Genomic DNA, 12,696 nt, shown 5'->3' with positions numbered 1-12,696 from the left:
CAAGCCTGGCATGAACACTTTTTTTAAGCTCACCGCGCTGGCGGGCCTGTTTGCCATAACAGGTCATGCTTTTGCAGTGGACGATATCACCCGTGTTGATCAAATTCCGGTACTCAAGGAAGAGACGCAGCACGCGACGGTGAGCGAGCGCGTGACCTCACGTTTTACCCGTTCGCACTATCGTCAGTTCGATCTCGATCAGGCCTTCTCGGCCAAAATCTTTGACCGCTATCTGAACTTGCTGGATTACAGCCATAACGTTTTGCTCGCCAGTGATGTCGAGCAGTTCGCTAAGCGCAAATCCGAGGTGGGTGACGAGTTGCGTTCAGGCAAGCTGGATCTGTTCTACGATCTCTACAACCTGTCGCAAAAGCGCCGCTTCGAACGCTATCAGTACGCGCTGAAAGTGCTGGAACGTCCGATGGACTTTACCGGCAACGACACCTTTAATCTGGACCGCAGTAAAGCACCCTGGCCGAAAGATGAAGCCGAGTTGAATGCGCTGTGGGACGGCAAAGTGAAATACGACGAACTGAGCCTGAAGCTCACGGGCAAAGATGAAAAAGAGATCCGTGACACGCTGACGCGCCGTTACAAATTTGCCATTCGTCGTCTGGCGCAGACCAACAGTGAGGATGTCTTCTCGCTGGCCATGACGGCCTTTGCGCACGAAATCGATCCGCACACCAACTATCTCTCTCCGCGCAACACCGAACAGTTCAATACTGAAATGAGCCTGTCTCTGGAAGGTATCGGCGCGGTGCTGCAGATGGATGATGATTACACGGTGATCAATTCGATGGTCGCAGGTGGTCCGGCATCCAAGAGTAAAGCGATTAGCGTCGGTGATCGTATTGTCGGTGTGGGTCAAACTGGCCAGAACATGGTTGATGTGATCGGCTGGCGTCTTGATGACGTGGTTGCGCTGATCAAAGGCCCGAAAGGCAGCAAGGTTCGTCTGGAAATTCTGCCAGCCGGAAAAGGCACCAAAACCCGTATCGTTACCCTGACCCGTGAGCGTATCCGTCTGGAAGACCGCGCGGTGAAAATGTCGGTGAAAACCGTGGGTAAAGAGAAGGTGGGAGTCCTGGATATTCCGGGCTTCTATGTGGGGCTGACCGACGATGTGAAAGTGCAGCTGCAGAAGCTTGAAAAGCAGAACGTCAGCAGCGTAATTATCGACCTGCGCAGTAACGGCGGCGGTGCGCTGACGGAAGCGGTTTCACTCTCTGGACTGTTTATTCCTTCTGGTCCGGTGGTTCAGGTCCGCGATAATAACGGTAAAGTCCGTGAAGATGCCGACAACGACGGCGTGGTTTACTACAAAGGCCCGCTGGTGGTCCTGGTTGACCGCTTCAGTGCGTCCGCGTCTGAAATCTTTGCCGCTGCCATGCAGGATTACGGCCGTGCGCTGATTGTGGGCGAACCGACGTTCGGTAAAGGGACCGTTCAGCAGTACCGTTCCCTGAACCGTATTTACGATCAGATGCTGCGTCCGGAATGGCCAGCGCTGGGGTCGGTTCAGTACACCATTCAGAAATTCTACCGTGTGAATGGCGGCAGTACGCAGCGTAAAGGCGTGACGCCAGACATCATCATGCCGACAGGTACGGAAGAGACGGAAACCGGCGAGAAGTTTGAAGATAACGCCTTGCCGTGGGACAGCATCAATGCCGCGACCTATGTCAAAGCCGGTGATATGACCCAGTTTGGTCCGGAATTGCTGAAAGACCATAACGAACGCATCGCGAAAGATCCTGAATTCCAGTACATCATGAAGGACATTGCTCGCTTCAATGCCATGAAGGATAAACGGAATATTGTTTCTCTGAACTACGCTCAGCGTGAGAAAGAGAACAACGAGGATGACGCAACCCGTCTGGCGCGTATCAACGACCGCTTCAAACGCGAAGGCAAGCCGTTGCTCAAGAAACTGGACGATCTGCCTAAAGATTACCAGGAGCCGGATCCGTATCTGGACGAGACGGTGCATATCGCACTTGACCTGGCGAATCTGGAAAAAGAGAAGCCTGCCGAGCAGCCCGCTCCGGCAAAATAATCTCCCAACAGGCACAAGACATTGTGCCTGTTTCTTTTTGTTCTGCATCCTTCCGTCAGCCAGCTTTCCAATTGTGTAAAGTTGTGTCTTTCTGGTGACTTACGCCCGCCGGATGCTTGAAAATAGCCGCAATACCCATACGATGTGGGTAATCGCATAGTGCGTTTTGTTAAACTGAGGTAAAAAGAAAATTATGATGCGAATCGCGCTCTTCCTGCTCACCAACCTGGCGGTGATGGTGGTTTTCGGGCTCGTGCTAAGCCTGACAGGAATTCAGTCGAGCAGCGTTCAGGGTCTGTTGATTATGGCGCTGCTGTTTGGTTTTGGTGGCTCTTTCATTTCCCTGCTGATGTCGAAGTGGATGGCACTGAAATCGGTAGGCGGTGAGGTCATTGAGCAACCGCGTAACGATATGGAACAGTGGCTGATGAATACAGTGGCGCAGCAATCCCGTCAGGCCGGTATCGCCATGCCGCAGGTCGCCATTTACCATGCTCCGGATATTAACGCTTTCGCCACGGGTGCCCGTCGTGATGCGTCACTGGTTGCCGTGAGCACCGGTCTGCTGCAGAACATGAGCCGTGACGAAGCCGAAGCGGTTATTGCCCACGAGATCAGCCATATTGCCAACGGCGACATGGTGACCATGACCCTGATTCAGGGCGTAGTGAACACCTTCGTTATCTTCATCTCCCGTATTCTGGCGCAGATTGCGGCAGGTTTTATGGGCGGGAACCGCGACGAAGGCGAAGAGAGCAACGGTAACCCGCTGATCTACTTTGCCGTCTCAATGGTGCTGGAGTTGGTATTCGGTATTCTGGCCAGCATCATCACCATGTGGTTCTCACGTCACCGTGAATTCCACGCGGATGCCGGCTCTGCGAAGCTGGTCGGTCGTGAGAAGATGATTGCTGCCCTGCAGCGTCTGAAAACCAGCTACGAGCCGCAGGAAGCGAACAGCATGATGGCCTTCTGCATCAACGGTAAATCAAAATCGCTGAGCGAGCTGTTTATGTCTCACCCGCCGCTGGATAAGCGTATTGAAGCGCTGCGCAGTGGGGAATACCTGAAGTAAGTAAAGCAGCGTACTAAGCCGGGCAGGAGACCACTCCGCCCGGCTTTTTTTATGCCTGAACCCTGGGCTGGGTCACCCGCAGGCCGCTGACGATAGCCGCAAGGGTGGCAAGTACACCGGCGGTGAGAAGTGCAGCATGGTTGCCGTTCTGGCCAGCGAGGTTAAACATCAGGGCGACCAGCGCCGCACCGGTGCTTTGTCCCAACAGACGCGCGGTCCCCAGCATGCCGCTGGCCCCACCGCTGCGATGACGCGGTGCCGAAGTAATAATGGTGTGGTTGTTAGGGGACTGGAACAGGCCAAACCCCGCTCCGCACAGCACCATGCGCCAGATGATATCCAGGTCTGAAGGCGACGACGGCAGCAGTGCCAGCGCGAAAAGCCCCGTCGCCATCACCGCCAGCCCCAGCGCACCCAACAAACCGGCGTGAACGCGTTCGATCAGATAGCCCGCCAGCGGGGCCATCACCATTGTTGCCAGCGGCCACGGGGTTAACAGCAGCCCGGTCTCTACTTCTGAACGGCCGACCACATTCTGCAGGAAGAACGGCAGCGAAACCAGGGCCAGCATCTGGGCGCAGAACGAACAGACAGAGGTGCAAATGGAGAGTGAAAAGAGGGGGATCCGCAGCAGATCAACCGGCAGTAAAGGCACCGGCAGAGCAAGCTGGCGGCGAACAAAGAAGAAGCCTGTCACCAGCAGCGCGAGGAGTTCCACCCCGGTAAGCATCAACGATTGCCCCTGCGCAAAACCGCTCAGGGCGGTAATCAGCAGACCAAAGGTGAGGGCATTCATCACCGCGCTCGCCACGTCGAAGCGCGGCATAGTGCTTTTCGGGCCGTTAGCGGGAAGAAAACGCAGGGCAAAGAAGATGGCCACCATTCCCAAAGGCACGTTTATGGCAAACAGCCATTGCCAGGACGCCACGGACAGGATCGCCGCCGCGATGGTTGGCCCGGCAGCGGAAGAGACGGCGACAATAAACGAGTTTATCCCCATCCCGCGGCCCAGATGGCGCTGCGGATAAATTAAGCGGATCAGCGCCGTGTTGACGCTCATGAGCGCCGCGCCGCCAAAACCTTGCGCAATGCGCGCCAGCGTCAGGGTATGCAGTGAATCCGACAGGGCACATAACAATGAGGTGAGAGTGAAAACCACCAGACCGCACTGATACACCCGACGGTAACCAAACATATCGCCGAGGAATGAGAACGAAAGCAGCGAAACCACAATCGCAATCTGGTAGGCGTTAACAATCCATATCGAACTGGCCGGGGAGGCATGCAGGTCGCTGGCGATGGTTGGCAGGGCAACGTTTGCAATGGCACCGTCAAGAACGGCCATTGAGATACCAATAATGATGGTTGCTATCGCGCCATAGCGCTGGGGTAAAGGCAGACCATCGGAAAGATTCTTTTCCATCAGGAGTAAAAAGCTCAGCGTGAAATTATTCTCAGGGTAACTATTTTAGCACTGTTACTGGCGCGATATGTCGCAGATTTGTAACGAAGTAAACGGGGACTGATTGCAGGTGACATGACGGGAACTTATAATAAAAACCGGTTCTGATTTTTATAAAACACTCTCTATGAGGTGGTAAATGGCTATTGCGGATTTGGATAAACAGCCAGATTCTGTTTCTTCCGTGCTGAAGGTGTTTGGCATCTTACAGGCGCTCGGGGAAGAGCGTGAGATTGGTATTACAGAGTTGTCGCAGCGTGTGATGATGTCGAAAAGCACCGTTTATCGCTTTTTGCAAACCATGAAGTCACTGGGGTACGTTGCCCAGGAAGGCGAGTCTGAAAAATACTCTCTGACGCTGAAACTGTTCGAGCTGGGCGCCCGTGCATTGCAAAATGTTGACCTGATCCGCAGCGCTGATATTCAGATGCGTGAAATCTCGCGTCTGACCAAAGAGACCATCCATCTCGGCGCGCTGGATGAAGACAGTATTGTTTACATCCATAAAATCGACTCCATGTATAACCTGCGTATGTATTCACGCATTGGACGTCGCAACCCGCTCTACAGTACCGCTATCGGTAAGGTTCTGCTGGCGTGGCGCGATCGCGATGAGGTGAAGCAGATCCTCGAGGGCGTGGAGTACAAACGCAGCACTGAACGAACCATAACCAATACGGATGCGCTGTTAACGGTGCTCGATCAGGTGCGTGAGCAGGGGTATGGCGAGGATAACGAAGAACAGGAAGAAGGGCTGCGCTGCATCGGCGTGCCGGTGTTTGACCGCTTTGGTGTGGTGATTGCGGGCCTGAGTATCTCTTTCCCGACCCTCCGCTTCTCCGAAGAGCGTTTGCACGAGTACGTGGCGATTCTGCACACGGCCGCGCGTAAAATTTCTGAACAGATGGGTTATCACGACTACCCGTTTTAATCGTTGTTAGCTTAGCATAAAAAACGCCGCATCTGTTGCGGCGTTTTTGTGTCTGAGGCCAGGAGAGGGGTTAGCCATTATCAATGACAACGGACGTTTTACGCAGCACAGGGCAGTTGGTTAAACCAATAATCCCGCTGTCAGTATGCAGATATTGCGCCGTGCTCAGACCTTGCGCGGTTAAGTATTTACATTGAATGCCGAGTCCGGCTGCATTTTCGTTGCTTCCCGCGAGCACGCCATAACCCGTTAACAGAAGACCCGTCCAGACGACGGCCAGTGCAATAATTGTTCGAATGATTAATCGCATCATTACCTCTTTTATCGTTGTTATCATACATTCAGCCTAAACGGTTTACGCTCTGAAACAAGTGCAGAATTCTTAAAAAGGGGTGATGGCGATACAGTTAGTCCTTGTTTAAGATAAGCGTGTTAACCTGGTGGCATCAGGTCTTTAAACGGAGTGTGGAGTGAAAAAAATACGCTGGGTGATTCTGATTATCGTGCTGATAGCGTGCGTGGTGTTATGGACGCAGACTATCAATGTGATGTGCGATCAGGATGTACAGTTTTTTAGCGGCGTTTGCGCAATCAATAAGTTTATTCCGTGGTAATACGCATTTTTTCTCAAGGTGATTTCCTTCCTTCGCGCCAGTGGTAAAATAGACGTTTTTATTGAGGTGGTGAAATGGGTGAGTTACTGAATTCAGGGCTGCTGAATATGGCATCCCTGATGATGTCTTTGGTGGTGCTGCTTGTGGGCCTGGTCGTTTGGTTTTTCGTGAACCGCGCCAGTTCACGTACGAACGAGCAGATCGAACTGCTGGAAGCGCTGCTCGATCAGCAAAAGCGCCAGAATGCGTTGCTTCGCCGTTTGTGTGAAGCGAACGAACCGGAAGAAAAAGACGCGCCGAAAGACACGGTTGCTGAAGACAAGAAAGACGAAGACGACTTTATCCGCCTGGTGGCTGAGCGTTAATCTTTTTGCGTTGGGAGGTGGCCGTGGTCTGGAAAAATCCCTGGTATGACCCCTCCCTGAACCATCACACCCCAAACGGTTTTCGTAATACCCAACCTGGTGGACATCAGCCCGGCGACCTTGACCGCTGGCGTAAAGCGCGTAAAGAGGCCGGTCTACCGAAACCGCCCACACTGGGTTATGACAATTTTATCCGCCAGTGGTGGCAACCCGCTGTGCTGACGCAACCGCATGAAGATGGCGTATGGTGGCTGGGGCATGCGAGCGTGTTGCTGCAGATGGACGGCAATATCCTCCTGACCGATCCGGTATTTTCACGGCGTGCTTCTCCGCTTCCTTTTCTCGGACCACAGCGCAGGACGCCTCCCGCACTGTCTGTCGACAAGCTTCAGCGACTTGATGCGGTCGTGATCTCCCATAATCACTACGATCATCTTGATGACGCGACCATTCGCCGTATTCTCAGGCGTTTTCCCAATGTGCAACTCTTTGTTCCTCTTGGCCTGGCTGCCTGGTTTCGACGTCGGGGAGCAAAACAGGTGGTTGAACTCGACTGGTGGCAAAGTTTCACCTGGCAGGGAATGACGCTCACCGCTGTACCGGCGCAGCACTGGAGTATGCGCACGCCGTGGAACCGCAATCGCTCGTTATGGTGCGGCTGGGTTATGGAAGGACGACACCACCGTTTCTGGTTCAGCGGTGACACCGGGTATTCCCCTGAACTGCTGTTGATACCGGAACGTCTGGGGCCGGTTGATGTTGCCGCATTACCGATTGGTGCCTATGCCCCAAGATGGTTCATGGCTGTCCATCATATGGATCCGCAATCGGCAGTGGCATTATGGCAGCAACTGGGGTCTCCACTGGCGTTTCCCATTCACTGGGGCGTGTTTGAGCTGGCGGATGAAGCGCTGGATGAACCCGTGCAGGAGTTAATTACTGCGCTAGATAATTTAGCACCAGTTAATCATTCCTTCAGAATATTGAAAATTGGTGAATATTTATCCTTATAAACGAAGCGACAGGTTTCAGCATATATTCTGTATAAACGGGGGCGTGAGATTGTTTTATTTTTATCGAAACGTTTTGCTTGCCTTCTTTTGATGCAGCGTCATAAAAATTTCATTATTTTGGTGCATAACACTGTTTATAACCTGGTGCATTTTAATACAGCAGCGGGCAGATTATTAACACTGTTTTTTCCCTGAAACAATTTGGTCGCGTTACAATGATTTAAGCATAACTTTTCACAAATTGTTCTAACTCAATCATTGCGTAAGATTTCTTTTCCCGTTTGCTGGACGCTTTGGAATGATTGAGCTATGTTAAAAATGTCTTAGATTACAGCGACTGTGAGAGCATCGCTGGGGCTTTGTAACGTAGCAGGGCTGTCTGTTCGCGATGCGCATAATTGTGCAGAACCTGGCAGGCACTGTTCGAATTTGTGCGGCGGATCGAGACATGTTTAAAAATGGCTTGCCATATTAAACATTGTGTGTGATAACACGTTTTGGGTCAAACGAGGTACAGTTCTGTTTATGTGTGGCATTTTCAGTAAAGAAGTCCTGAGTAAACACGTTGTCGTTGAATACCGCTTCTCTGCCGAACCTTATATTAGTGCCTCATGCAGTAATGTCTCAGTTTTATCTCAGTTAATGCCTGCGGGCTAAGAAAACACTCTAAGGAATTTTGCAAATGGCAAAGATTAAAGGTCAAGTTAAGTGGTTCAACGAGTCTAAAGGTTTTGGTTTCATTACTCCTGCTGACGGCAGCAAAGACGTGTTCGTACACTTCTCTGCAATCCAGGGTAACGGCTTCAAAACTCTGGCTGAAGGCCAGAACGTTGAGTTCGAAATTCAGGATGGCCAGAAAGGCCCTGCTGCAGTTAACGTAACTGCTATCTGATCGAACCGCTGCTGACTGAAACGCGCCGCGTTTCAATCTCAGATATAAAGCCTCGCATCTCGCGGGGCTTTTTTATGTCCCTTATCTTTCAAAATATTACGATCTGCGGCCTTGTTAGTAACTTGTTGCAAAGCTGCGAGGTTCGTAGCACTGTTTCGCCACCTTCTTGTCGGCTTTTCCCGTTAAATCAGGGCGTTGTTTTACAGCCCTGGGGTACAGGTGAAAAAGAAATTGATAACAACCGCTGGAAATTTCACACCGGCGCGTTTTGCTCTGCTCTGTCTGGCGATTTTTTGTAGTCTGGCGTTTCTGTTGGGCCGCGTTGCCTGGCTGCAAATCGTCAAGCCTGACAATCTGGTGAAGCAGGAAGATATGCGCTCCCTCCGTCAGCTGGCGATTGATGCGCCGCGCGGCATGATAATGGATCGCGAAGGTCGTCCGCTGGCGGTGAGTGTGCCCGTCCGGGCCGTCTGGGCCGATCCCAAAACGGTGCTGGCAAAAGGAGGCGTCGGCGTTGATGAACGCTGGCAGGCGTTAGCGAACGCGCTGCATCTCTCGCTGGATACCCTCTCGGCACGCATCAACGCCAATCCCCAGGGGCGTTTCATTTACCTGGCCCGCCAGGTGGATCCCGCGCAGGCAAAGTGGATCGACAAATTGAATTTGCCCGGCATTAATTTACGCGATGAGTCCCGCCGTTTTTATCCGGCCGGCCATGTGGCCGCGAACCTGATTGGTTTCACCAACATCGACGGGCAGGGCATTGAAGGTGTAGAGAAGAGCTTCAATACGCAACTGACGGGCAAGGCAGGGGTGCGGCAGGTGAGGGAAGACCGCTATGGTCGCGTGGTTGAAAACCTGACAGAAGTTGCCCCCGTACCGGCGCATAACATCCAGTTGAGTATTGACGAGCGGCTGCAAACCATCACCGAAGATGCACTCGATAATGCCGTGGTCTGGAATAAGGCCGAGTCAGGCGCCTCCGTATTAATTAATATCCCCACCGGGGAAATACTCGCTATGGCCAGCTATCCGGATTTCAACCCCAATAACCGGGAAGGGGCGACAATAAACGATTTTCGCAATCGTGCGATCAGCGATACGTTCGAACCTGGTTCGACCGTCAAACCGCTGGTGCTGATGACCGCCCTGCAGCAGGGGCTGGTCAAGCCGGACAGCGTGATTGACACGCACCCGTACACCCTTGACGGGCATCGTATCCGCGACGTCGGTTACTATCCCGAACTGAGCATGACCGGCATTCTGCAAAAATCGAGCGACACAGGCGTGTCCCGCCTCTCCCTGGCAATGCCGGTCCAGCATCTTCTCGATACCTATCGAAACTTTGGTTTTGGCACCCCAACCGAGCTTGGCCTGACGGGGGAGAGCGCGGGACTGTTGCCGCAGCGTAAATACTGGAGCCAGCTCGACCGCGCGACCTTTGCTTTCGGCTACGGGCTGATGGTCACGCCGCTGCAGCTGGCGCACGTCTACGCCACCATTGGAGGCTTCGGGCTTGAGCGTCCTCTTTCCATTACCCGTATTGATCCCCCCGTTATGGGCCACCGCGTTATGCCAGAAGAGATTGCGCATGAGGTAGAGCATATGATGGAGAGCGTCGCGCTACCCGGCGGCGGCGGGGTGAAGGCCGCCGTGCGCGATTACAGGGTAGCGGTGAAAACCGGTACGGCAAAGAAAATTGATGATAGCGGAAAATATGTCGATAAATACGTCGCCTACACCGCGGGCGTTGCTCCTGCCAGCGATCCGCGCTTTGCCCTGGTGGTGGTGATTAACGACCCGCAAAACGGGGCATACTATGGGGGGGCCGTCTCTGCTCCCGTGTTCAGCGAGATTATGGGTAACGTGCTACGTCTGGAAAATGTGAAACCTGACGGCTTACCGGCGGGCTCCGATCACCTGATCGTTATGCGCTAACCGGGCGTTTATAACCAGGGCGAATAGCGGTACACTTCGCCCTTTGATTATGCTCCGGAGTCACCATGTCCTTCAGTTGTCCCCTTTGCCACGCGGTCCTGACGCGTTCAGATAAAAGTTATACCTGTCCGCAGGGGCATCAGTTTGATATGGCGAAAGAAGGCTACGTTAATCTTCTGCCGGTGCAGCACAAGCGCTCCCGCGATCCAGGCGACAGCGCAGAGATGATGCAGGCGCGCCGTGCGTTTCTTGATGCCGGGCATTATCTGCCGCTGCGTGAGACGGTCGCACATACACTGAATGACATCCTCGCTGGCTCAGCAACCGCCCTGCTCGATATCGGCTGCGGGGAAGGGTACTACACCGCACGGTTTGCGGAGATTGCACGTGAGAAGGGCGCGCAGACCTTCGGTCTGGATGTCTCGAAAGTGGCGATTCGCGCGGCGGCAAAGCGTTACGCTGACGTGACGTTCTGTGTGGCGTCCAGCCACCGGCTGCCGTTTGACGATGCCAGCATGGACGCGGTTGTCCGCATTTACGCGCCCTGTAAGGCCGAGGAACTTGCGCGCGTAGTGAAGCCTGGCGGATGGGTGGTTACCGTGACGCCAGGACCGCGTCATCTGATGGAGCTGAAGGGGCTAATCTACGATGAGGTGCGTCTGCATGCTCCCCATTCAGAACAGCTGGCCGGTTTTGCCCTGAAGCAGGCGCAAACCGTCGCGTATGAGATGACGCTGACGGGGGATGAGGCCAGCGCGCTGTTGCAGATGACGCCGTTCGCGTGGCGGGCAAAACCGGAGGTGTGGGAAACGCTAGCGGCGCAGTCCACATTCCGCTGCCAGACGGATTTCAGTATCCACATCTGGCAGCGCGAAGATTAACCAGCGAAGTGTGCCCAGAGGATCTGGGCGCCAATGCCAATTAACACAATCCCCCCCAGGATCTCGGCGCGTTTACCCAGCAGCGGGCCGATAAACCGTCCGACCATCATGCCCAGCGTGGACATAATCAGCGTGGCACAGCCAATGGCCAGCGCGGTGGCGATAATATTGACCTGCAGGAATGCCAGACCGACGCCGACGGCCATCGCATCCAGGCTGGTGGCGATGGCCGTCGTGACCAGCAGCCAGAATCCGTGGCGGTGCTGGGGCTCCTCAGCGTCATCATCACTGCCGCGAAAACCTTCAATCACCATTCGACCGCCGAGAAATACCAGCAGGACAAATGCAATCCAGTGGTTCCACTCTAATATAAACTGGCTTGCGAGCATGCCCAGGCCCCAGCCGATAAGCGGAGTCAGCGTTTCGATAGCGCCAAAAATGAGACCGGTACGCAGGGCTTCTGAGAATTTAGGTTTGTGAAGCGTGGCGCCTTTTCCGATGGAAGCAGCAAACGCGTCCATGGACATGCCAAAAGCGAGAAGGATCGTAGCGGAGATATTCATAACAGCGTCCAGACCGGGGATATCCATATGACACATCACTGCCCCCAGTAAACAGCAGTTGATGTATCTATGGTCTCGCCTGATCGCACTGCACAGAAAATGTGCTGATAGCGATCCGTACGTGCCACGTTTTTCAACGAGTATGTTGACACGCACATTTCCTGCGCACAGGAAATCGGCTACTCCCCAACGACGGGCGCAACCTTAACATATTTTGAGAATATAAAACAACAATGAAGAAGCATTATTTAGACTGATGATTGATAACGATTTTCATTTGTCTTTAAGCGTGAAAATAACGTTAAAAAAAGCGATCAAATTAACGGTGGGGATATAGCTCAGGCTATATTTCGTGTGCGAATCAGACACAGAATATAGCCGATGCTATATATCTAACTCACTGAGTTTTAACAAGTAAGTGGTATATCTTTTCCAGGTCGTCAATATTCTTCACCCGAATAAGCAGGCGGCGCTGTTCTAATTGCATCACCAGCACACCGTCTTCGGATAAATTCATCTCTTTAATACGGTTATATTCTATCCAGACATTGGCGAAGAAAAACCCACGGGATTTAAAAATGATTTTTGGCGTGCGGATCCAGAACAGATAAATCGCCATTAATGCCAGCGCACATAATAACCATGTGGTTAATATTGCACCATGGCTGGTAACGTTATTGTAAATCAGAATGACGATCAGACCCGCGAAGATAAACGCATCCACGCGTCCGCGTCGCAGAAGGGGAAGGGAGAGCAGCGTCTCGCCGTGGCGGCGGGGCATGATGAACTCGTCATAGATCGCGTAAGCCAGAAGGGCAACAATAAATAAAACCAGTACGATGTCCGTGACAGTCATTCATCCTCCAGATAAAAAAAGCCGGGGGCATGCCCCCGGCGGTTAAC

At 53.1% G+C, this 12,696-nt stretch carries 13 protein-coding genes, 1 pseudogene and 1 riboswitch; of the genes and pseudogenes, 10 read left to right on the top strand and 4 right to left on the bottom strand.

From position 1 onward, the window contains the following. Positions 1–10: 10 nt before the first annotated feature. The gene (gene prc / locus LDK53_RS03850) at positions 11–2,059 is read left to right on the top strand and encodes a carboxy terminal-processing peptidase (protein WP_025756900.1); all 2,049 of its coding nucleotides are present in this window, start codon (positions 11–13) and stop codon (positions 2,057–2,059) included. Between the two features lie 193 nt (positions 2,060–2,252). Continuing rightward, positions 2,253–3,134, top strand: coding sequence for a protease HtpX (gene htpX, locus LDK53_RS03845; RefSeq protein ID WP_014884290.1), 882 nt, complete (start codon positions 2,253–2,255; stop codon positions 3,132–3,134). Positions 3,135–3,183: 49 nt separating this feature from the next. Here the strand turns inward: htpX and LDK53_RS03840 are convergent, their stop codons facing one another. Next, positions 3,184–4,557: an MFS transporter gene (locus LDK53_RS03840; RefSeq protein ID WP_225284562.1), complete on the bottom strand. Its 1,374-nt coding sequence runs from the start codon at positions 4,555–4,557 to the stop codon at positions 3,184–3,186. A 178-nt stretch (positions 4,558–4,735) separates the two neighbouring features. On the opposite strand from LDK53_RS03840, the gene kdgR reads away from it, so the two are divergent. Beyond that, positions 4,736–5,527 (top strand): DNA-binding transcriptional regulator KdgR, encoded by a 792-nt coding sequence (gene kdgR, locus LDK53_RS03835; RefSeq protein WP_025756898.1) that lies wholly within the window; start codon positions 4,736–4,738, stop codon positions 5,525–5,527. Positions 5,528–5,597: 70 nt separating this feature from the next. On the opposite strand, the gene LDK53_RS03830 is transcribed toward kdgR, so the two are convergent. Continuing rightward, positions 5,598–5,837 (bottom strand): YobH family protein, encoded by a 240-nt coding sequence (locus LDK53_RS03830; protein ID WP_025756897.1) that lies wholly within the window; start codon positions 5,835–5,837, stop codon positions 5,598–5,600. Positions 5,838–5,997: 160 nt separating this feature from the next. On the opposite strand from LDK53_RS03830, the gene mgrB reads away from it, so the two are divergent. The 7 genes and pseudogenes from mgrB to rlmA all read left to right on the top strand — a co-directional run bounded on the left by mgrB (position 5,998) and on the right by rlmA (position 11,230). Beyond that, positions 5,998–6,141: a PhoP/PhoQ regulator MgrB gene (gene mgrB, locus LDK53_RS03825; RefSeq protein ID WP_006175995.1), complete on the top strand. Its 144-nt coding sequence runs from the start codon at positions 5,998–6,000 to the stop codon at positions 6,139–6,141. 74 nt (positions 6,142–6,215) lie between these two features. Then, positions 6,216–6,506 (top strand): YebO family protein, encoded by a 291-nt coding sequence (locus tag LDK53_RS03820; RefSeq protein WP_025756896.1) that lies wholly within the window; start codon positions 6,216–6,218, stop codon positions 6,504–6,506. A gap of 23 nt (positions 6,507–6,529) precedes the next feature. Continuing rightward, entirely contained in the window at positions 6,530–7,519 is a 990-nt protein-coding gene (locus LDK53_RS03815) for an MBL fold metallo-hydrolase (RefSeq protein ID WP_095451545.1), read from the top strand. Positions 7,520–8,044: 525 nt separating this feature from the next. After that, positions 8,045–8,189: pseudogene (locus LDK53_RS03810) on the top strand (DUF2627 domain-containing protein). A 12-nt stretch (positions 8,190–8,201) separates the two neighbouring features. Further along, positions 8,202–8,411, top strand: a complete 210-nt coding sequence (gene cspE / locus LDK53_RS03805) for a transcription antiterminator/RNA stability regulator CspE (RefSeq protein WP_001062678.1) — start codon at positions 8,202–8,204, stop codon at positions 8,409–8,411. A gap of 219 nt (positions 8,412–8,630) precedes the next feature. Next, entirely contained in the window at positions 8,631–10,349 is a 1,719-nt protein-coding gene (ftsI, locus tag LDK53_RS03800; protein ID WP_225284557.1) for a peptidoglycan glycosyltransferase FtsI, read from the top strand. 65 nt (positions 10,350–10,414) lie between these two features. After that, positions 10,415–11,230 carry a 23S rRNA (guanine(745)-N(1))-methyltransferase gene (gene rlmA / locus LDK53_RS03795; protein WP_225284545.1) on the top strand — a complete coding sequence of 272 codons (816 nt, stop codon included), beginning with the start codon at positions 10,415–10,417 and terminating at the stop codon, positions 11,228–11,230. Here rlmA and mntP read toward each other — a convergent pair. After that, entirely contained in the window at positions 11,227–11,793 is a 567-nt protein-coding gene (mntP, locus tag LDK53_RS03790) for a manganese efflux pump MntP (RefSeq protein WP_025756892.1), read from the bottom strand. The genes rlmA and mntP overlap by 4 nt on opposite strands. Before the next feature lie 10 nt (positions 11,794–11,803). Beyond that, positions 11,804–11,993: riboswitch (yybP-ykoY riboswitch) on the bottom strand. A gap of 197 nt (positions 11,994–12,190) precedes the next feature. Then, complete coding sequence (locus LDK53_RS03785) at positions 12,191–12,649, bottom strand: DUF986 family protein (RefSeq protein WP_045285474.1); 459 nt, start codon at positions 12,647–12,649, stop codon at positions 12,191–12,193. Positions 12,650–12,696: the final 47 nt, after the last annotated feature.

Origin of the sequence: Enterobacter sp. K16B, assembly GCF_020216105.1 — a bacterium.
In the GTDB taxonomy this organism is placed as follows: domain Bacteria; phylum Pseudomonadota; class Gammaproteobacteria; order Enterobacterales; family Enterobacteriaceae; genus Enterobacter; species Enterobacter sichuanensis.
This window is presented reverse-complemented; position numbering and strand designations above follow the sequence as displayed.